The 20,259-nt window shown below is 58.2% G+C and carries 20 protein-coding genes and 3 tRNA genes; 12 read left to right on the plus strand and 11 right to left on the minus strand.

What is annotated here, in order from left to right:
* The 5 genes from VGC33_RS18800 to aspA form a co-directional block, all read right to left on the minus strand.
* Positions 1–76: transfer RNA gene (locus tag VGC33_RS18800), tRNA-Phe, on the minus strand.
* 107 nt (positions 77–183) lie between these two features.
* Entirely contained in the window at positions 184–759 is a 576-nt protein-coding gene (gene dicD, locus VGC33_RS18805) for a division control transcriptional repressor DicD (protein ID WP_331122308.1), read from the minus strand.
* 43 nt (positions 760–802) lie between these two features.
* A complete protein-coding gene (locus VGC33_RS18810; RefSeq protein ID WP_331122309.1) occupies positions 803–2,563 on the minus strand; it encodes a protein-disulfide reductase DsbD in 1,761 nt (586 codons plus the stop codon).
* Positions 2,539–2,967, minus strand: a complete 429-nt coding sequence (gene cutA, locus VGC33_RS18815; protein ID WP_414636960.1) for a divalent cation tolerance protein CutA — start codon at positions 2,965–2,967, stop codon at positions 2,539–2,541. The genes VGC33_RS18810 and cutA overlap by 25 nt, the downstream gene beginning before the upstream one ends.
* Positions 2,968–3,063: 96 nt before the next feature.
* Positions 3,064–4,497: an aspartate ammonia-lyase gene (gene aspA / locus VGC33_RS18820; protein WP_331122310.1), complete on the minus strand. Its 1,434-nt coding sequence runs from the start codon at positions 4,495–4,497 to the stop codon at positions 3,064–3,066.
* 370 nt (positions 4,498–4,867) lie between these two features.
* On the opposite strand from aspA, the gene VGC33_RS18825 reads away from it, so the two are divergent.
* From VGC33_RS18825 to VGC33_RS18840, 4 genes are all read left to right on the plus strand, one after another.
* Complete coding sequence (locus VGC33_RS18825; protein WP_331122311.1) at positions 4,868–5,344, plus strand: FxsA family protein; 477 nt, start codon at positions 4,868–4,870, stop codon at positions 5,342–5,344.
* Positions 5,345–5,562: 218 nt separating this feature from the next.
* Positions 5,563–5,856 (plus strand): co-chaperone GroES, encoded by a 294-nt coding sequence (locus VGC33_RS18830; RefSeq protein WP_331122312.1) that lies wholly within the window; start codon positions 5,563–5,565, stop codon positions 5,854–5,856.
* 48 nt (positions 5,857–5,904) lie between these two features.
* Positions 5,905–7,554, plus strand: a complete 1,650-nt coding sequence (gene groL, locus VGC33_RS18835; protein WP_331122313.1) for a chaperonin GroEL — start codon at positions 5,905–5,907, stop codon at positions 7,552–7,554.
* Between the two features lie 205 nt (positions 7,555–7,759).
* The gene (locus VGC33_RS18840) at positions 7,760–8,116 is read left to right on the plus strand and encodes a DUF4156 domain-containing protein (RefSeq protein ID WP_331122314.1); all 357 of its coding nucleotides are present in this window, start codon (positions 7,760–7,762) and stop codon (positions 8,114–8,116) included.
* Positions 8,117–8,160: 44 nt separating this feature from the next.
* On the opposite strand, the gene epmB is transcribed toward VGC33_RS18840, so the two are convergent.
* Positions 8,161–9,189, minus strand: a complete 1,029-nt coding sequence (epmB, locus tag VGC33_RS18845; protein ID WP_331122315.1) for an EF-P beta-lysylation protein EpmB — start codon at positions 9,187–9,189, stop codon at positions 8,161–8,163.
* Positions 9,190–9,229: 40 nt separating this feature from the next.
* Here epmB and efp point away from each other — a divergent pair, with 40 nt between their 5' ends.
* From efp to sugE, 4 genes are all read left to right on the plus strand, one after another.
* Positions 9,230–9,796 (plus strand): elongation factor P, encoded by a 567-nt coding sequence (efp, locus tag VGC33_RS18850; RefSeq protein WP_331122316.1) that lies wholly within the window; start codon positions 9,230–9,232, stop codon positions 9,794–9,796.
* Between the two features lie 72 nt (positions 9,797–9,868).
* Positions 9,869–10,006 (plus strand): entericidin A/B family lipoprotein, encoded by a 138-nt coding sequence (locus tag VGC33_RS18855; RefSeq protein ID WP_331122331.1) that lies wholly within the window; start codon positions 9,869–9,871, stop codon positions 10,004–10,006.
* A gap of 182 nt (positions 10,007–10,188) precedes the next feature.
* On the plus strand, positions 10,189–10,320 hold the full coding sequence (locus tag VGC33_RS18860; protein ID WP_162364129.1) for an entericidin A/B family lipoprotein: 132 nt from the start codon (positions 10,189–10,191) through the stop codon (positions 10,318–10,320).
* A 270-nt stretch (positions 10,321–10,590) separates the two neighbouring features.
* The gene (sugE, locus tag VGC33_RS18865; protein ID WP_331122317.1) at positions 10,591–10,905 is read left to right on the plus strand and encodes a quaternary ammonium compound efflux SMR transporter SugE; all 315 of its coding nucleotides are present in this window, start codon (positions 10,591–10,593) and stop codon (positions 10,903–10,905) included.
* A gap of 94 nt (positions 10,906–10,999) precedes the next feature.
* On the opposite strand, the gene VGC33_RS18870 is transcribed toward sugE, so the two are convergent.
* A complete protein-coding gene (locus tag VGC33_RS18870; RefSeq protein WP_331122318.1) occupies positions 11,000–11,524 on the minus strand; it encodes an outer membrane lipoprotein Blc in 525 nt (174 codons plus the stop codon).
* A gap of 203 nt (positions 11,525–11,727) precedes the next feature.
* Here VGC33_RS18870 and epmA point away from each other — a divergent pair, with 203 nt between their 5' ends.
* Positions 11,728–12,705 (plus strand): elongation factor P--(R)-beta-lysine ligase, encoded by a 978-nt coding sequence (gene epmA, locus VGC33_RS18875; protein WP_331122319.1) that lies wholly within the window; start codon positions 11,728–11,730, stop codon positions 12,703–12,705.
* A 108-nt stretch (positions 12,706–12,813) separates the two neighbouring features.
* On the opposite strand, the gene mscM is transcribed toward epmA, so the two are convergent.
* The 3 genes from mscM to rsgA all read right to left on the minus strand — a co-directional run bounded on the left by mscM (position 12,814) and on the right by rsgA (position 18,154).
* Positions 12,814–16,119 carry a miniconductance mechanosensitive channel MscM gene (mscM, locus tag VGC33_RS18880; protein WP_331122320.1) on the minus strand — a complete coding sequence of 1,102 codons (3,306 nt, stop codon included), beginning with the start codon at positions 16,117–16,119 and terminating at the stop codon, positions 12,814–12,816.
* A gap of 29 nt (positions 16,120–16,148) precedes the next feature.
* Positions 16,149–17,036 (minus strand): archaetidylserine decarboxylase, encoded by an 888-nt coding sequence (gene asd, locus VGC33_RS18885; protein WP_331122321.1) that lies wholly within the window; start codon positions 17,034–17,036, stop codon positions 16,149–16,151.
* A gap of 71 nt (positions 17,037–17,107) precedes the next feature.
* Positions 17,108–18,154: a small ribosomal subunit biogenesis GTPase RsgA gene (gene rsgA, locus VGC33_RS18890; protein ID WP_331122322.1), complete on the minus strand. Its 1,047-nt coding sequence runs from the start codon at positions 18,152–18,154 to the stop codon at positions 17,108–17,110.
* Between the two features lie 102 nt (positions 18,155–18,256).
* On the opposite strand from rsgA, the gene orn reads away from it, so the two are divergent.
* The 3 genes from orn (at position 18,257) to VGC33_RS18905 (ending at position 19,249) form a co-directional block, all read left to right on the plus strand.
* Positions 18,257–18,802, plus strand: coding sequence for an oligoribonuclease (gene orn / locus VGC33_RS18895; RefSeq protein ID WP_331122323.1), 546 nt, complete (start codon positions 18,257–18,259; stop codon positions 18,800–18,802).
* A 209-nt stretch (positions 18,803–19,011) separates the two neighbouring features.
* Positions 19,012–19,086: transfer RNA gene (locus tag VGC33_RS18900), tRNA-Gly, on the plus strand.
* 88 nt (positions 19,087–19,174) lie between these two features.
* Positions 19,175–19,249, plus strand: a tRNA-Gly gene (locus VGC33_RS18905).
* A gap of 132 nt (positions 19,250–19,381) precedes the next feature.
* Here the strand turns inward: VGC33_RS18905 and VGC33_RS18910 are convergent.
* Entirely contained in the window at positions 19,382–20,254 is an 873-nt protein-coding gene (locus VGC33_RS18910; protein ID WP_331122324.1) for a phosphonopyruvate hydrolase, read from the minus strand.
* Positions 20,255–20,259: the final 5 nt, after the last annotated feature.

Here is a 20,259-nt window from a genome sequence, read left to right on the forward strand (position 1 = left end):
TGGTGCCCGGACTCGGAATCGAACCAAGGACACGGGGATTTTCAATCCCCTGCTCTACCGACTGAGCTATCCGGGCAACGCGCCGCATTAAACCGTATTGACCGCTGTTCGTCAATGGATTTATCAAGGATTTATGCGTAATCCCACTCAATCGCTGACTTTTCAGGCAAAGTGGCGCTAAATTCAGGCCAGCGCGCCGTTTTTACGGCACAACGCCAAGCGCAGTATATCTTCCGCCAGGCGCCTGGCCACGGCTACGTCCTGCAACTGATGCTTTACCAGCAGTTTGCTCAGGCAGCCCTCCAGAATGAGCTCCATTTGCTGCGCCACCATGGTGGGATCGTCGGTTTCCAATTGATCCAGCAGTGCGCGGGTATAAGCGTAGGACGCCTGTTTTTGCCGTTCGGCCAGTTGGTGGATCGGGTGGTCGACGGCTGGATAAAAACTACAGGCGGCAACAAACAGGCAGCCGGGGTAACGCTGCTGGCGCACCTGCTCGTCCAGCACATGGTAGCGCGCCAGCAGTTTTTGCTGCGGGTCGAGGGTGGCGTCCAGCAGCAGCTGGCTGCGCCAGCCGTCGATTTGTTCGCCATGATAACGCAGGCAGTCCAGCAGCAGCGCCTCGCGATCCGGCCAAAATTGCTCAAGCTCGGCGAGCGGGGTAGCCAGGCCGTCGGCAAGCATCTCCAGTGAAACGAGGGTAAAACCTTTTTGTTCCAAAAGGTTCAACGCATAATCCAGTACCTGTTCGCGTTGCACGTATGCCTCCTAAATGCTTGCGGTTGCCAGTCCCTAGTGTCGGTTATCGGGCGACTTTCTGCAAATGGCGCTGAAAGTCATCGGCATTCATAAAGCCGGTTACCCTGGAGCCAGGAATCTCCCGTCCCTGACGGTCGAAAAACAGGATGGTGGGCAGGCCCAACACCTGTAACTCCTTGAGCAGGGTCTGCTGCTCAGGCGAATTGGCCGTGACATCCGCCTGTAATAACGTCAGCTTGGCAAGCTGATGTTTCACCCCTGCGGCGGGGAAGGTGTATTTATCAAATTCCTTGCAGGCGACACACCAGTCGGCATACAGATCCAGCATCACCGGCCGATCGGGCGAGGCGTTGAGCGCCTGGTTGATCTGCGCGCTGGTGGTGACGCGCCCGAACACCGGCGCGGCGCCGTCGAGCGCGGCATTAACGCCCGCCGGGGGGGGGAACGCCCAGTCCTGCAACGGCCTGACCGCCACCGCCATCAGCACCAGCAGCAGGATTTGCAGCAGGCGCACTCCGCGAAAACGGCCTTCCCGGCAAACAAGCAGCGCCCAGGCGAAAAAAGCGACCGCCAGCCCACTCCACAGCCGCAGACCCCAGGTATCGCCGAACACCCGCTCGAGCAAAAACACCGGCAGCGCCAGAATAACAAAGCCCATGCCTTGTTTGACCTGCTGCATCCAGGGGCCGCCGCGCGGCAGCAGGCGGTGGCCGAACACCGCCACCAGGATAAGCGGCAGTCCCATGCCCAGAGCATACAGATAAAGCGTCACGCCGCCGACGGCCAGGTTACCGCTTTGTGCTATGTACAACAAAATAGCGCCGAGCGGCGCGGTGGTGCAGGGCGAACAAAACAGCCCCGCCAGCGCGCCCATGATAAAGACGCCGGGCAAGGCGCCGCCGCGTTGCCGGTTGCTCCAAAGCGTCAGCCGGGTTTGCAGCGCCACCGGCAATTGCAGGCTGAATAACCCGAACATCGACAGCGCCAGAATGATAAACAGCGCCGACAGGCCGATAAGCACCGCGGGCTGCTGTAACGCGGCCTGGAACCGTAGCCCGGCGGCGGCAACCAGCATGCCCAGCCCGGTATAGGTAATCGCCATGCCCTGCACATACACCACGGCAAGCGCGAGTACCCGTCCGGTGCCGAGCCGCGCCGCGCCGGCGCCGAGGATAATGCCGGAAATCAGCGGATACATGGGCAGCACGCAGGGCGTAAAGGCGATGCCGATACCGATAAGCAGCGCCCACCATGGGGAAAAGGGCAGGACATCCGCACCTTGCGCCGGCGCGGGGCTAATGGCAGCGGAGTTTACGGCGCCGCCTGGGGTGGTCGCCGCCGGGCTGACGGCGCCTGCGGGGGCCGACACCGCCGATAACGGCACTTTCCGGGTCACTGGCGGGTAACAAAACCCGGCTTCGGCGCAGCCCTGATAGGTTACGCTTACCGTTGAGCCCGCCGCCGCTTCCCGCAGCGGAACCTTCAGCGCCAGGTTCGATCGGTAAACCTGCACGTCGCCAAAAAACTCGTCGTGATGGTTCTGGCCTGCGGGCATGACGGGATCGCCCAGCCGGGCGCCGGTCGGTTCCAGCTTGATTTGCTGGCGGTAGAGGTAATAACCGGGACGTATCCGCCAGTTGAGCGCCAGCGCGTCGCCCTGCTGGTGGAAGTCAAAACTGAACGCCTGGTCGACCGGCACAAACGCCTGGGCCGGCGTATTGCCGAACAGCGAGGCGGCGGCGGGGGCCGGCAGGCCGATGCCCAGCCAAGCCAGCAGGATCAGTGTAAGGACGCGTTGAGCCATGATAGATAATCTGGATCGCCACCCTGGACGGGTAATACCAGTAACTCCGGAGTTTGATAGGGATGATGTGTTTTGATGCAGGCAATCAGCTCTTGCTGATGGCGGACATGGCTTTTTATCAGCATCTGCACTTCATCTTCCTGCTCAAGCTTGCCCTCCCAAAAATAAAGCGAGGTCGCGCCCGGCAGCAGGGTTACGCAGCCGGCCAGCTTTTCGCCGAGCAGTTTGCCCGCCAGCGCCTGCGCGGTGGCCTTATCCGGCGCGGTGCACAGGATGATGATAATGCCGTTTTCCGCGGCGCCGCGTTCAGGCTGGTTCTGTTGGGATGCGTGGGGGTCAGGAATGCCGTCGGCGACGGGATCCGCCGCCGGAATCCGTTTTCCGGCCGGGAATTTTGCTGCCATATCAACCTCTCGGTGAAGCGCCGACCGGCAGTATAACCCGGCCGGCGCCCTGGCGACAGCAATGAAAAACACCTGCGCGGACCACGCTACCGGCGATTACTCGTTATCATCGGTATAGCGCACGGCTTTATAGGTGGGGTGCATCAGGTTTTCCAGCGAGAAGATATCGTCCAGCTCGGCGGGCGTCAGCAATGCGCGTTCCAGCACCACTTCGCGCACGCTTTTACCGGTTTCGGCACAGATTTTGCCGACGATATCGCCGTTATGGTGGCCGATAAACGGGTTGAGGTAGGTGATGATGCCGATGGAGTTGAAGACATAGGCCTCGCACACCTCGCGATTAGCGGTAATGCCGTTGATGCATTTATCCAGCAGGTTAAAGCAGGCGTTGGTCAGGATATGCACCGATTCAAACATCGCCTGTCCGATAACCGGCTCCATCACGTTCAGCTGCAGCTGGCCGGCCTCGGCCGCCATGGTGATGCAGGTATCGTTGCCGATAACCTTGAAGCACACCTGGTTAACCACCTCCGGCACCACCGGATTGACCTTGGCCGGCATGATCGAGGAACCCGCCTGTAGCTGCGGCAGGTTGATTTCGTTAAGACCGGTGCGTGGCCCGGAGGACAGCAGCCTGAGGTCGTTACAGATTTTGGACAGTTTTACCGCCAGGCGTTTTAACGCGCTGTGCACCATGACATAAGCGCCGCAGTCGGAGGTGGCCTCGATAAGATCTTCCGCCGGCGACAAGGGCAGGTTGCTGATTTCCGCCAGTTTCTGCACCGCCAGCGCCTGGTAGCCGTCCGGCGTGTTCAGCCGGGTGCCGATGGCGGTGGCGCCCAGGTTCACTTCCAGCAACAGCTCGGCGGTGCGTAGCAAATTCTTATTTTCTTCTTTCAGCAGCACGGTAAACGCGTGGAACTCCTGGCCCAGGGTCATCGGCACCGCGTCCTGCAACTGGGTGCGGCCCATTTTAAGGACGGTGGCGAACGCTTGCGCCTTGCGCTCGAATCCTTCCCCCAACTGGCCGACCGCCTCGATCAGCTTGAGGATCGAGATATATACCGCAATACGAAAGCCGGTAGGATAGACATCATTGGTCGACTGGCATTTATTCAGGTGATCGTTGGGGTTGAGGTATTGGTATTCCCCCTTGTGATGGCCCATCAGCTCCAGGCCGATATTCGCCAGCACCTCGTTGGTGTTCATGTTCACCGACGTGCCGGCGCCGCCCTGGAAAACGTCGATGGGAAACTGATCCAGGCAGCGGCCTTTATCCAGCACTTCATCACAAGCGGCGACGATGGTATCGGCAATGGCGCGCGGCAGGGTATGCAGCTCTTTGTTGGCCAGCGCGGCCGCTTTTTTCACCATGACCATGCCGCGCACGAATTCGGGGATGTCGCTGATTTTGGTGTTGCTGATATAGAAGTTTTCAATGGCGCGCAGGGTATGGATGCCATAATAAGCTTCAGAAGGAACTTCGCGTGTTCCCAACAAGTCTTCTTCTATACGGATGGTATTCGCCATGGGTACTTCCTTAATAAGCGATGTTTTTAACGGTTGGCGCGGGATAATAGCGGAATAATTTTATTATCCAGCGCGTTGCACTGACATTATACTTTTACCCATAATTATATTCTGATTTAGCATTAGCACCATTAAGTTGATCACGATTATGTAACAAAATTTTCAACCGCGGGACAACACGCCTGGCCGGGCGTTGGGGCGGCGCGTGGCGTCGCGACGGATGCCCGGGATGTAAAGTGCGGTAAATAACCCGCGCCGGGATCCGCGCTTCAGGATACCATAACCCCAGGCAGGCTTTTGTCGCCCCATCCACCCCGCCCGGCGCCGGCATACGAAGAGGCGCAGGGCCAGTTAAACCAAGGAGAATTCGGTGCGTTGGATACCCTTACTATTGATTTTTATCGTGGCCTATATCGAGATAACGCTGGTTGTCCAGGTCGCGCATGTCATCGGCGTGCTTTTTACGCTGCTGCTGATTGTGCTGACCTCGTTTATCGGTGTGTCGCTGGTGCGTACCCAGGGGGTAAAGATCCTGGGGCAGATGCAGGTCAAGATCGCTAATGGCGAAAGCCCGGCGGTTGAAATGATCAAAAGCGTTTCCGTCCTGCTGGCGGGATTCCTGCTACTGCTGCCTGGTTTTTTCACCGATTTTCTCGGGTTGCTGCTGCTGCTGCCGCCGGTGCAGAATTCGCTTACCCTGAAACTGTTGCCCTACCTGCGGTTTCAGCGCGGCGCGGCCGGCGGTTTTGGCCCCGGCGACGCGGGCGGCGATACCTTCGAGGGTGAGTTCAAACGTAAGGACATTCCCCGCGACGCCATCGAGCACCGATCCGAAGATGATAAATAGATGTTAATTTTTTTGGCCAGGCTGCTATTTTAACTTTATGATCTTAATCATATTTTATTTATAGCGGCTGAAAAATAACCGTTCAGGCAAAAAAATTCTTATTTACCCCCTTGAAGCGTAACTGAACGCCCCCATCTTAATCACCACGAGGCAGGGCGTGAAGGCATGCCCGGCATTCATCCTGAAACAGATACGGACTTTCTTAAGGAGAGCTTTCAATGAAAATTCGTCCATTACACGATCGCGTTATCGTCAAGCGCAAAGAAGTTGAATCCAAATCGGCTGGCGGCATCGTTTTGACCGGTTCCGCGGCGGGTAAATCCACCCGTGGCGAAGTACTGGCAATCGGCCATGGTCGCATCCTCGAAAACGGTGAAATCAAACCACTGGATGTGAAAATCGGCGATATCGTGATTTTCAACGACGGTTATGGCGTGAAAGTAGAAAAGATCGATAACGAAGAAGTCCTGATCATGTCCGAAAGCGACATTCTGGCCATCGTCGAGAAGTAATCATTCTCGCGTAATCATCTTAACTGAACGAATTTAAGGGAAATTCAAATGGCAGCTAAAGACGTAAAATTCGGTAACGAAGCCCGTATCAAAATGCTTCGCGGCGTAAACGTTCTGGCGGACGCGGTCAAGGTGACCCTGGGTCCCAAAGGCCGCAACGTGGTGCTGGATAAATCCTTCGGCGCACCCGTCATCACTAAAGACGGCGTGTCCGTGGCGCGTGAAATCGAACTGGAAGACAAGTTCGAAAACATGGGCGCCCAGATGTTGAAAGAAGTTGCCTCCAAAGCGAATGACGCTGCGGGCGACGGTACCACCACCGCCACCGTTCTGGCTCAATCCATCGTCAATGAAGGTTTGAAAGCCGTTGCCGCTGGCATGAACCCGATGGACCTGAAGCGTGGCATCGACAAAGCGGTAATCGCCGCCGTCGAAGAATTGAAAAAACTGTCCGTGCCCTGTTCTGATTTCAAAGCCATTGCCCAGGTAGGCACCATCTCCGCCAACTCCGATGAAACGGTCGGCAAACTGATCGCCGAAGCCATGGAGAAGGTCAGCAAGGAAGGCGTGATCACCGTTGAGGAAGGCTCTGGCCTGCAGGACGAGCTGGACGTGGTTGAAGGCATGCAGTTCGACCGTGGTTACCTCTCCCCGTATTTCATCAACAAACCGGAAACCGGCACTATCGAACTCGAAAGTCCGTTCATCCTGTTGGCTGATAAAAAAATCTCCAATATCCGCGAAATGCTGCCGGTACTGGAAGCCGTTGCCAAAGCAGGCAAACCGCTGCTGATCATCGCTGAAGACGTCGAGGGCGAAGCCCTGGCGACATTGGTGGTCAACACCATGCGCGGCATTGTTAAAGTTGCGGCCGTGAAAGCGCCGGGCTTCGGCGACCGTCGTAAAGCCATGCTGCAGGACATCGCCACGTTGACCGCCGGTACCGTGATTTCTGAAGAAATCGGCCTGGAACTGGAAAAAGCCACCCTGGAAGATATGGGTCAGGCGAAACGTGTGGTCATCACCAAGGACAACACCACGATCATCGACGGTATCGGCGAGAAAATTGATATCGACCAGCGTGTTGCCACCATCAAGCAGCAGAGCGAAGACGCCACCTCCGATTACGATCGCGAAAAACTGCAGGAACGTATTGCCAAACTGGCCGGCGGTGTTGCCGTGATTAAAGTTGGCGCCGCGACTGAAGTGGAAATGAAAGAGAAAAAAGCCCGCGTGGAAGATGCCCTGCATGCGACCCGCGCGGCCGTTGAAGAAGGCGTGGTTGCCGGCGGCGGCGTAGCGCTGATTCGCGTAGCCAATAGCATCACCGAACTGCGTGGCGACAACGAAGATCAGAACGTCGGCATCAAGATTGCGCGTCGCGCCATGGAAGCGCCTTTGCGCCAGATCGTGGCCAACGCCGGTGAAGAACCTTCGGTTATCGCCAATAACGTTAAAGCCAGCAACGGCAACATGGGCTATAACGCGTCGACCGAAGAATACGGCGATATGATTGCCATGGGTATCCTGGATCCTACCAAGGTAACCCGTTCAGCGCTGCAATATGCGGCTTCCATCGCCAGCCTGATGATCACGACCGAGTGTATGATCACCGATCTGCCGCGTGAAGACAAAGCCGATATGGGTGGCGCCGGTGGCGGCATGGGCGGTATGGGCGGCATGGGCGGCATGATGTAATGCTCCTGTTGCGCTGATAGCGTTGAAAAACCCCGGCTTGCCGGGGTTTTTTTTGGCAAAAAATTATCAACCGGACCGTTTTTAAGGTATAAACAGGTAGCGGTATGGGCAGGGTAAACAGCGGTTTATGCGCTGGGGATTGCCCAAGGGAAAATATGGCGCACAGCAAAACTTTTGCCGGACATATCAATATTCGAGGATAACGATGCGAATCAAATTTCTACTGTGTCTTTGTGCAGGCGGTTTGTTATTAGCGGGATGCACAACTACTAATCAATTGTCCGCCGCGGGCCAATCGGTGAAATTTACCGATGACCAGCCGGGCAGTACCTGCCAGGCGCTGGGTACGGTCACCGGCACGCAGGGCAATTGGTTGTCGGGCGAGGGCGGCGAAGGCAGCTCCATGCGCGGCGCGGCCAACGATCTGCGCAATAAAGCGGCGGCCCTGGGCGGCAACGTTATTTATAAAGCCGCCAGCCCGGTCGGTTTTACCGAAACCTATCTCTCGAGTTTTGCCCCGTTGGACAGCAAGATCCAGGGCCAGGTCTATAAATGCCCATAGCGGATGGCTTCATCGTCCTGCCCGGCGGGACGACGAAGCGCGGTTTAGCGCTGGCGTAATCCTAAATCAAGCAGGGTTTTGCTTTTTTCCCCGCCGATTTCACGCGCCAGCCGCGGCACCAGGTAGCCCGAGACCTTCAACAGTAATTGCTGCATGATCTCCCGGGCCTCCCGGTCATCCACCATAAAGTGCGCCGCGCCCTGTACCCGATCCAGGACATGCAGGTAATAAGGCAGTATGCCGGCGTCAAACAGCGTTTCGCTTAATACCGCCAGCGTATCGGCATTATCATTCACTCCCCGCAGCAGCACGCTTTGGTTTAGCAGCGTCACCTGCGCCTCGCGCAGTTGTGTCATACTCTCACGCAACGGCTGGTCAATTTCGTTGGCGTGATTGATATGGGTGACCAGCACCACGTTGAGACGGCTGCCGGCCAGGCGACGGCATAATGCCGGGGTAATGCGCGCCGGAATAACCACCGGTAAACGGGTGTGGATGCGCAGGGTGCGCAGGTGAGGTATGGCTTCCAACTGCCCGATGAGCTCATCCAGCTCATGGTCTTTGGCCATCAGGGGATCGCCGCCGGAAAATATAATTTCATTCAATTGCGGATGTTGCCGGATATACTCCAGGGCGCTTGACCAATTGGCCCGGTTGCCCTGGTTATCCTGATAAGGGAAATGGCGCCTGAAGCAGTAGCGACAGTTAACCGCGCAGCCGCCCTTGACCAGCAGCAAGGCACGGTTACGGTACTTATGCAGCAGGCCCGGCACCACGCTTTGCTGTTCATCCAGCGGGTCGGTGCCGAACCCCTCTACCTCCAGGAATTCCTCCCGTCGGGTGAGGACCTGCCGTAGCAGCGGGTCGGCGGGATTGCCAGGCTCCATGCGCGCCACGAACGCCCTGGGCACCCTTAACGGGAATAAACGACGCGCCGTCGCGCCGTCGCGCAGGTCCGGATGTTCACTGAGTTGCAATTGTTGCAAAAGTTCGATGGGATCGGTAATGACATCGGCAAGTTGACGCAACCAATCTTCTCTAGTTGGGGTGTTTCGGGTTACAATATCTGCCATTTTTTTGGCTTAACGACCACGTAATATTAAGAGGACCACCATGGCGTCTTATAGTACCAATGAATTCCGTTCCGGTCTCAAAATCATGCAGGACGGCGAGCCGTGCGCGATCATTGATAATGAATTCGTAAAACCGGGCAAAGGCCAGGCGTTCAACCGCGTGCGCATCCGTAAACTGATTTCCGGCAAGGTATTGGAAAAAACGTTTAAATCCGGTGATTCCGTCGAGGCGGCAGATGTCATGGACATGAACCTGACTTATCTCTACAACGACGGTGAATTTTGGCATTTTATGAATAACGAGACCTTTGAGCAACTGGCCGCCGATAAGAAAGCGGTGAGCGACACCGCCAAATGGCTGGTTGAGCAGGCCGAATGCGTACTGACCTTGTGGAACGGCCAGCCCATCGCCGTGACGCCGCCCAATTTCGTCGAGCTGGAAATCACTGAAACCGATCCGGGCTTGAAGGGCGATACCGCCGGCACCGGCGGCAAACCCGCCACCCTGACCACCGGCGCGGTGGTAAAAGTACCGCTGTTCGTGCAAATTGGCGAAGTGATTAAAGTGGATACGCGCTCCGGCGAATATGTATCCCGCGTAAAATAACCGTTTGCCCGGTATGTCCTGGGGTTGGCAGGGTGTGCCGGGCATTTTAAGGCCTGCGGGGAATTCGGCATGATGTTGGCAAAAATCGTTAAACTGCTCGTGATCCCGGTTTTCATCTCGGCGGCGTTGGGCGGTTGCAATACCGCACGCGGCTTTGGTGAGGATGTGCAACACCTCGGCGGCGCGATTTCGCGTGGTGTCAGCAAGTAGTCTCTCATTACGCCTATGCGTTAAACCCGGGTCGTTTTTCAGTAAATAGTCCTAAATGTGCGCAACCGGCCATATCTTTATTATGTTTTGCCGGTTTTTTACTATGCTTTAAGGGCAAGCTTTTATTCACAGCGGTACTTTTTTGTTTAGGCAAAAAGTGATTTCTACAAAAGGAAAACGTTATGTTAAAGAAAAGTATAATTGCCCTTTTATCTGTCTTGGTGTTGTCCTCTTTAACGGCTTGTAATACTACCCGCGGCGCAGGTGAAGATATTTCGGCGGGCGGTCAGGCTGTGCAGCGAGCCGCGCAATAACTTGCCGCGGCCCCATATAGCCGCTGCCTCTGTGTCCTGGTGAAATAGCGACTGTCGGGCCGATATCATATCGTCCGGCAGCGAGGGTGGTGGTGGACGTTAGCGCGGTCATTGGTATTTTGATGACCGCAGCGTTTTATTAAATTAAACGATTAATTAAATTCAATGGCCGCTTTGCCGCGGGTGGGCTAACATTACCCTCACTTGGCAGGACGGCCTGTTAAGCCTTCTTTTTTTGGGGACGACCCCATTTTTTTTGAGGTCGCCGCCATGTCATGGTTATTACTTGTATTCGCCGGTCTGTTGGAAACTGTCTGGGCCATCGGCTTGAAATATACCGAGGGTTTTACCCGCCTGGTGCCGAGCATCCTGACGTTATGCGCCATGGCGGTAAGCATCGCGCTGCTGGCGGTGGCCATGCGCGCCCTGCCGGCGGGTACCGCCTATGCGGTGTGGACCGGCATAGGCGTGGTCGGCACGGTGCTCTTCGGCATGCTATGGCTGGGCGAGCCGGTGCATTGGGCGCGTATCGCCAGTCTGGCGATGATCGTGCTGGGGATCGTGGGTCTCAAGCTGGCCCACTGAGCGGCGCGCCGGTGGGTTCTCACGTTTGCCTATTACGCGGCGCGCCGATTAATGGCGTGTTATGGCGTTTGTTCCGTGATATCGAAACACCGCGTCAGGATTGGTCAACCCAGATAAGACGGTCCACCTTAAAACCCAGGCGCGTGGCGGTGGCCACCAATTGGTCACGCGTGGGCTGCGCCAGCGTTTTGTCGCGGGCCAGGATCCAGAGATAATCACGGTTGGGGCCGCAGATCATGGCGTAACCGTACCGCTCATCCAGCGCGATCACGTGATAGCCGCCATAAAAAGGGCCGAAAAACGACACCTTAAGCGAGGCCCGCTGCGGGGAAGCCAGGAAATAGGCTTTGCCGGTGCTCTGCCGCCAGCGTTGCCTGGCCGGGGAATAGCCTTTGTTGACGACGTTAATGCCCCCATCGTCCCGCAGGCTGTATTGCGCCGTGACGTGATCAAGCCCGGTTTCGAAACGATGATCCAGCCGGGCTATTTCATACCAGGTGCCCAGATAACGGTTAACATCAAATTTTTCCACCGGGCTGATGCCTGACGGCGGGCTGACGCTGCATGATAGCGACAGTAACGACGAGGCGACCAGCGCGACGGTTTTCCATACGGACATACATGCTCCATCGGTATCCTGCTTGAATACTAAGTGTAGACCTAACGGCGACGGCGGGACGTAACACGCGGTTCGCCTGCCAGAGCGGGCGGGCCGGGTAGCGGGCGCGGAGATTGGTCCACTCCGCCGACGGCTTGAACAAGGTTTGTCTGCCTGCGCGGATAAAGGTAGACTCCATCCCCTGTTTAACGGGAGAAAAAGTTATGAGCGAAATGGCAAGCTGGCAACCAAGCGCCCCCATCGCCAATCTATTAAAAAGGGCGGTGGTGATGACCCAGCTCCGGCGGTTTTTTACCGATCGCGGGTTACTTGAAGTGGAGACGCCGGCCATGAGCCAGGCCACCGTTACCGATATTCATCTGGTGCCTTTCCAGACGCAATACGTCGGCCCGGGCGCGGCGCAGGGCCTGCCGCTGTATTTAATGACCAGCCCTGAATACCATATGAAACGCCTGCTGGCGGCGGGCAGCGGGCCTATTTTTCAAATAGGGCGCAGTTTCCGCAACGAGGAGTCCGGCCGGCACCATAATCCCGAGTTCACCATGCTGGAATGGTATCGTCCCCATTACGATATGTATCGTCTGATGAACGAAGTGGACGATTTGCTCCAGCAAATCCTCGATTGCGACAGCGCGGAAACCGTCTCTTACCAGCAGGTGTTTATCCGCCATATCGGTATCGATCCCCTGTCGGCGGATAAGGCGCAGCTGTGCGAAGCCGCCGCCAAACTGGAATTGTCCGGGATAAACACCGCCGACGAAGATCGCGACACCCTGCTGCAGTTATTGTTTGCCATGGGCGTTGAGCCCCATATCGGGCGTGATAAACCCACCTTTGTTTATCATTTTCCCGCCACCCAGGCGGCGCTGGCTGAAATCAGCACCGAGGATCACCGGGTGGCCGATCGTTTCGAAGCTTATTTCAAAGGCATTGAGCTGGCTAACGGCTTTCGTGAACTTACCGACGCCGCGGAGCAACGCCAGCGGTTTGCCCAGGATAACCGTAAGCGCGCCGCGCTGGGTCTGCCGCAGCAGCCAATGGATGAGAATCTGCTGGCGGCGCTGGCGCACGGCATACCGGAATGCTCCGGGGTGGCCCTGGGGGTCGACCGGCTGGTGATGCTGGCGCTAAAGGCCGGCAGCCTGGCCGAGGTCATCGCTTTCCCGGTCGAGCGGGCTTGATAAAGCGGGGCAACCGGGCGTAGCCGGCCGGCGGCGATGAATGACCGCCGGCTGCAATCAGTTCCGCCGCGCCGTCGCTTAAGCGGCGGCAATCCCCGAGGCCTGGGTTTACAGGGAGCCGGATTTAAACGTCGTCGAACCCTTGACGCTGTCCATGCGCACCTGGAACGGCGGGAATGGCATCTCCAGGCCGTGCGCGCGATAGCCTTCGAGGATCAATTGGTTCAACTGATGGCGCAGCGGCATGCGGTGGCCCATTTCCGCCGCGTGCACCCGCAGGTCAAACAACATAATCCCCTGCTGTAAATCCACAAGGAAGGCTTCCGGCGCCGGATTCTCCAGCACCAGCGGGCAGCGCTGCGCCGCCTGGATAAGGATTTGCGTGACTTCCTCGCTATTGGCGTCCGGCGGCGCCGGGATGGTCAGCACGATACGCGTGACGGAGTCCGACAGTGACCAGTTGACAAACTGCTCGGTGACAAAGGCCTTATTCGGCATGATAATTTCTTTGCGGTCCCAATCGGTGATGGTGGTGGCCCGGGTATTGATGCGGGTGATATTGCCGGTCAGATCGCGGATGGTGACGGTATCGCCGATGCGGATCGGTTTTTCAAACAGGATTATCAGGCCGGAGATAAAATTGGCGAATATCTCCTGCAGCCCGATGCCCAGACCGACGGTGAGCGCCGCCACCAGCCACTGCAACTTCGCCCATTCGATGCCTATCCATGAAAATCCGATCAAACCGCCAATCAGCATCAGCATATATTTGGTGATGGTGGTAATGGCATAGCCGGTTCCCGGCGACAGCACCAGATGCTGCAGCAAGGCCAGTTCCAAAAGGGCCGGCAGGTTTCTGACCAGTTGGGTGGTGATGATAAGCACCATTACCGCGATAAGCACCGAGGCGAGCGAAATCGACTGGATACCTTCCTCGCCTTTGATGGTCGAGCTCACATTCCACAGCTGGATATTTTCCAGAAAGGCAAACGCCGAATGGATTTCCGACCATAGCCAGATTACCGACACAAAGGCGATAAGCGTCAGGACCGAGCGTACCAGACGCAGCGACTGGGCGCTGATAACGTCCAGATCGACAATCGGCTCATCCACTTCGGCGGCGGCTTCGCTGAGCTGCGATGGCGACAGATCCACCTCGTGGCGGGCGCGTTGCGCCAGCATCTCCGCCCGGCGCTGTCTGGCGCGCTCAAAGGCGATGCGCCGGCGCTGGATAAACATCCAACGCCGGATGATATGGTAGATAACCAGCAGGAAAAACCAAATGGCCACCGAGGTTTCCAGCCGCGCCAACAGGTCCTGCGCCGTGGCGAGATGGCCGAGGAGGGCGGCCAGCGCCGCGACAAGCGGCGCGCATAATAGCAAATTCCACAGAGTGCGGTTGACCACGTTGTCCCCGGTCCCGGATTTATCCAGGTAAAGCGGAATGCCGGCCCGTTTCAGGCTGCTGGTCACCAGGCTAAGGGCCGCGCAGAGCAGGATAAAGCACAGGCGGCCCAGGGTACTGGAAAACTCGCGGTCATTGAGGTTATCAAAGGTAATAAGGGCCATGATCAGCGGCACGATAAGGCCGATGGACAGGGAATAATATCGCATCGCCCGCGCCACCCGCCGCGCAGGCCAGCCGAGATGCACGATAAACAGGCCGCGCGCATGGGCGAAGTGGGCGCTGACCATAAACAGCCACAGTACCGGCACCGTGGCGATTACGCCGTCGCCGATGGCTACCGCCACCGGATAGGGCCAGGCATGCCGCAGGCCATAGCCCAGCGCCGCCCAGAGCACCGGCAGGGGCAGGGCGACCACGATTGACCAGAACAGGGTGCGCAACGTCAGGTAAAAATAGTCCTGGTTGACCTTGCCGACCTTGCTGGCCGAGCGATCGAGGAAGGCGTGGTAATGGCGGCGGGAGCTGATGCTGAAGCCGACCAGCACGATGGCGCAAAACAGCGGGACCAGCGTTTCCTGGCTGGTGGCCATCATGACCATGGCGCCGGTGAGCTGGGTGGCGGTATCCAGCGAGACCAGGCGCCTGAGGTCCTGGGCCACATGCAGCGGAAAAGCGAGGGTGATCGGGCCGACGTCCGCCACCCAGAACAGGTAGCGGTGCGCCGCTTCCTGTATTTCCGCCATGGCGTCCACCAACTGGCTGTTGGCCACTTTGAGCTTGGTCAGTTCCAGTATCTGGTTATCGTAGCCGGACAGCAGTGAATTGAGCAGTTCGCGCTGGGTGCGCAGTTGCTCGTCGAGAATGCGGCGTTGCTCCGTCGTCAGGGGAGAGCCGTCGTCCCGCGTGCTTTGCTCAAGCTGGGTCCGCTTGTTCATCAGATCTTCATAATGCAGGCGGCTTACGCGCAGCTGGGCCATATCGCTGTCGAGCTGCTGCGGCTTGGGCAAATCCGGCAGCCTGGACACCTGGGCGCGCAGCGTTTCGCCCAGCGCCGGCGAATCTCCCAGCCACTGCGCCTGCTCGCGCAGCGTGCTCAGCGCTTGCCGGACCTGCAGCGCCTGCGCGGCGGCCTGCCGCTGCTGGGAAGCGATTAAATCCATGCGCTGCGCCTGCTCGTTCAGCGCCACCGACAATTCGCGGTTTATCTGCAACTGGCTGGTGATGGCGGTGGGCAGATCGCCGCTTTGCTCCGCCAGCTGTTCGGTACGGGCAAGGGTATGTTCCGCCTCCTGCTGGCGTAAACTGTTTAGCCGAAAACGCAGCGCCTGCAGGTCCATATCCACCCGGTCGTGGCGTTTTTTCAGCACATCCATGCGCAGTCGCGACAGTTCCTGGCGGTTGTTGGCGCTCAGTTGCGCCAGCTCCAGCTCGTTTACCCGCGCCCGCCGCGCGGCGGCTTCCGCCTGGAGCTGCGTGAGGTGCGCCTGTGCCAACGGCGTGGCGGCGCCGCCGCTTTGTGCTTGTAAACGCTGCTCGCTATCGCTCAGGCCCCGGCGCGCTTCGGTTTGCTGTTGCGGCAGCTGGCCGAGCGAGTCGCTGATATCCCGCGCCTGTTCCTGTTCCTGTTGCAGTTGGCGCGTCAGTTCCTGCAGATCGCTGCTGGTTTGCAGCACGCGCTGCTCCAGTTCGCTAACCGTGAGTTTGGCGCTGACGTCGGCGGCTTTGTCCGGTTCATTGTCGCGTTGATCGCGCAGTTCACGCGTCAGTTGAGGAAAATTGTCGATGGCGTTGCGATAAAGCCGCGCGCGCTCCGCGGAGCCCTTGCCCTCGCTGATAAACGTCAGCGCGGCCTGGAGGGATTCGACGATCTGCGCCTGATTTGCCGCGCCCTTGTTCGCTTCGGCCTGCTGAAGTTCTTTTTTAACCTGGGCTTCGTCGGGCAAGGCGGCGGCGAATGACGGGGCGGCGAGCAGCCACCCCAGCAAGATGATAATGATCGGGCGCAATCGGGTCCTCCCTGGTTACTGCGGGCCGGTTAGGGCAACGGGCTATCCGCCTGCACGGCGCCGGTGGCGAGGCGTTGTCCGACGCGGGTTGCCGCGCGGCTGTGCAGATGATCGCCCAGGGATACGCCGCCGTTGGCAAACAGGTTCACCACCGTGGAGCCGAGCTTGAACCGCCCCATTTCCTGGCCTTTCAGAAACACCACCGCGCCGTCTTCATCCGCTTGCGGGTAGCGCCAGCGCTTGATAATGCCGTCGCGCGGCGGCGTAACCACGCCGGACCAGGTGGTCTCGATACTGCCGACAATGGTGGCGCCCACCAGGATTTGCGCCATCAGCCCAAAATCAGTGTCAAATACGCAGATCACCCGTTCGTTGCGGGCGAACAGGTTCGGTATGTTGGCCGCGGTCAGCGGATTGACCGAAAACAGGTCGCCGGGCACATAGATCATTTCCCGTAAAATACCGTTGCAGGGCATATGCACCCGATGATAATCGCGTGGCGCAAGATACGTGGTGACAAAGGAGCCGTCGCGAAAGCTTTCGACCAGCCGCTCGTTGCCGGCCAGCAGCGCTTCCAGGCTATAGTGATGCCCTTTGGCCTGGAACACCTGTTCGCCGGCTATCGGTCCCGATTGGGAAATCATGCCGTCCGCCGGCATGACCAGCGCATCGGGATCGCTATCGATGGGGCGCGCGTCATCGCGCAGCGGCCGGACAAAAAAAGCGTTGAAGGTACGGTAGGCGGATGTTTCGGGCTGCTGCGCTTCCTGCATATCCACCCGGTAGGCCCGCACGAACAGGTCGATGACCAGTTTCGTCAGCCAGCCTGCCTGCAGCTCGGCCCCCCGGCCGGCCAATTGGGTCAGCCACCGTTTGGGCAATATATACTGCAATGCTATTTTGATCCTATCGAGCACGGAAACCTCGTACATGCATGGGTGAAACTAAAACCAACCGGGTGAAATTGTAGCGACGCACAGGATAAATGTCAGCGATCCGTTTCGGAAAAGGATTTACGTGTTTTTACCTGCGACATGCTGTCCAGTATCTGATGATAATTCTCGAAACGTATGGCGCTGATGTCGCCGGCATCCACGGCGGCGCGAATGGCGCAGCCCGGATCGGTGTCATGCCGGCAGTCGCGGAATTTACAGTTGCCCAGGTACGGCCTGAATTCAATAAACCCCTGGGTGACCTGTTCGGGCTCCAGGTGCCATAAACCGAATTCGCGCACGCCGGGGGAATCGATAACCTGGCCGCCGCTTTTGAAATGGTACATGCGCGCCGTGGTGGTGGTGTGCTGGCCGAGTCCCGAGTTATCGGACACGGTATTCACCACGATCTGCGTAAGCTCGGGCGGCAGCAGGGCGTTAAGCAGACTGGATTTCCCCACGCCGGACTGGCCGGCGAAGATGCTGATGCGATCCGTCAACGCCGCCTCAAGCCCGTCCATGCCTTCGCGCGTTTGGCTCGACACCATCAGCACCCGATAGCCTATCCGGCTGTAGACTTCCATGGTGTCGTCCACCCAGGCCCGTTCCTTCGCGTCCAGCAGGTCGATTTTGTTGAGCACGATAAGCGGCTCCACCTCGACCGTTTCACAGGCGACCAGATAGCGATCGATTATGTTCACCGACAGCTCCGGCAAGATGGCCGAAACAATCACGATTTGGTTCATATTGGCGGCGATGGGCTTGACGCCATCGTAAAAATCCGGCCGCGTCAGTACCGAGGTGCGGGGATGGATAGCCTCGATGATGCCCTTGATGCCCGAGGCGGCTTCGCTGCCCGGCCGCCATACCACCCGATCGCCGGTGACCACCGATCCCAGGGTGCGGCGCAGGTTGCAGCGGTGTATGATGCCGTCCGCCGCTTCCACATCGGCGTGCATGCCGAAGCGGCTGACGACCGTTCCTTCCTGGGCCTGGCCTAAAAGCGAGTCATCCCAGTCAACACCGCGGTCGGGTCTCAGGCGGCGCTGATGATTAGCCTGTACGCGGCGCTGCTGGCCTTTGGACAGTTTATTTTTAGTCACTGTGCCTCACTTGTCGCTCATGAATCGCCCGTGGCGATGAAAACGTCTATGATACACAGTATTCTAACAGAAACGCCGTGAAACCTTTGTAATGAGAAAATCATGCCGGTAAATGAAAACAACCTGATTTGGGTCGATCTTGAAATGACCGGGCTCGATCCAGAGCGCGATCGCATTATTGAAATTGCCAGCCTGGTGACGGACGCCAACCTGAATATCCTGGCGGAAGGTCCGGTATTGGCGGTACATCAGACCGAAGAGCAACTTGCGGTCATGGATGAATGGAACGTGCGCACCCACACCGCCAGCGGTCTGGTGGAACGCGTCCGCGCCAGCCGTGTCACCGAGGACCAGGCGGTGGCGTTGACGCTGGCGTTTTTGCGGGAATGGGTGCCCGCCGGCAAATCGCCCATCTGCGGCAACAGCATCGGCCAGGACCGCCGTTTCCTGTTCCGCTACATGCCGGAGCTGGAAGCGTATTTCCACTACCGTTACCTGGATGTCAGCACGCTCAAGGAATTGGCCCGGCGCTGGAAACCGGAGATCCTGGCGGGGCTGAGCAAAAACAGCAGCCACCAGGCCCTGGACGATATCCGCGAATCGGTGGCGGAACTGGCGTATTACCGCGAGCATTTCATTCGTCTTTAGGCCAGTGGCGCTTTTGCCGCGCGGGCGCGCCGGATAAGCTGCTGATGTTTCATCAATTGCCGTTAAAAACGCCATATTGCTGTTTTTATCGGCAGTTGAGCGAAAAGCGCAGATTTTTGCCCGCCGGGGCTTGCAGGGAGAATGTTTTCTCGTATAATGCGCTCCCCGTACCGGTGCAAATTTTTGCTGTGCCGGGCGCAAGTAAAAAAGCGGGAATAGCTCAGTGGTAGAGCACAACCTTGCCAAGGTTGGGGTCGCGAGTTCGAGCCTCGTTTCCCGCTCCAACGGTTTCAACATCCGGTTTTATCCCCGTGATAAAACGCGATGCGTAAAAAATGCTCCCGGCATAGACGGTAGCCCAGGGTAGTAAAAGCGGGAATAGCTCAGTGGTAGAGCACAACCTTGCCAAGGTTGGGGTCGCGAGTTCGAGCCTCGTTTCCCGCTCCAATATTCGGTTCGCGGATGGCTGGTAGCATAAGCAATCCGTTGAAAAAGGGCCTGTCGGCCCTTTTTTCTTTCCGGCGGATAATTTTTCCCTATCACGTCCCCCGTTCCAAAAACATCCCGACGGTTTCTCGCCTATCGCAAAAAGCGTTTTTCAATATCGCGCATATACGCATCCCCTTGCCAGTTGATGATGTCCTTGACCCCGGGCAGCGTCGCATCGACGTTCTGGATGCCGCCGTCACGGCGGATCTGCGCGAACACGGCGCGCATCGCGCCCGCGGCGGCGCGAATGGCATGATTACCATAGATCACAATGCCTACCTTGCCGCTGGCGGCGATATCGGCTTCGGTCAGCTGCGGATACGCCGTGGGCACCAATACCAGCGGAACGCGGCCGGTCCAGGCGGAGATAAAGGCCAGGATCTCGTCCGGCGTCTTCTGTTTGGAGTGAATAAGGATGGCATCGGCGCCGGCTTCCTCATACGCCAGGGCGCGGCGCAGCGCTTCGTCCTGGCCCAGTCCCGCAATCAGCGCCTCGACGCGGGCGATGACGACAAACCGCTCGTCGCGCCGGGCGGCAACCGCGGCGGCGATCTTGCCCTGAAATTCCTCGCTCCGCACCAGTTCCTGGCGGCCCTGGGCGCGCAGGCTGGTGTCCTTGGGAAAGGTTTTGTCTTCCATGACGACGGCCGCGGCGCCGGCCGCTTCATATTGAGGGATGATATAACTTACATTCACCGCGTTGCCGAAGCCGGTATCGATATCGGCTATCAGCGGCGTCGCCACGGTGGCGGCGATGGCCCGCATCATCTCCAGATGGGTGCCCATCGACAGGATATTGGCATCGGGCACGGCATAGCTCGCCGACAGTTCAAAACCGCTGCCCCAGATGCCGTCAAAGCCCGCTTCCTCGGCAAGCCGCGCGGCCAGCGGGTTGTGCGCCGCCATGGCGGTAAACAGGCGGCGGCCGTCGAGCGCCGCGCGCAGGGTGTTGGATGGGGGCATGGCAA

Source organism: Acerihabitans sp. (genome assembly GCF_036398755.1).
Lineage (GTDB): Bacteria > Pseudomonadota > Gammaproteobacteria > Enterobacterales > Enterobacteriaceae > Acerihabitans.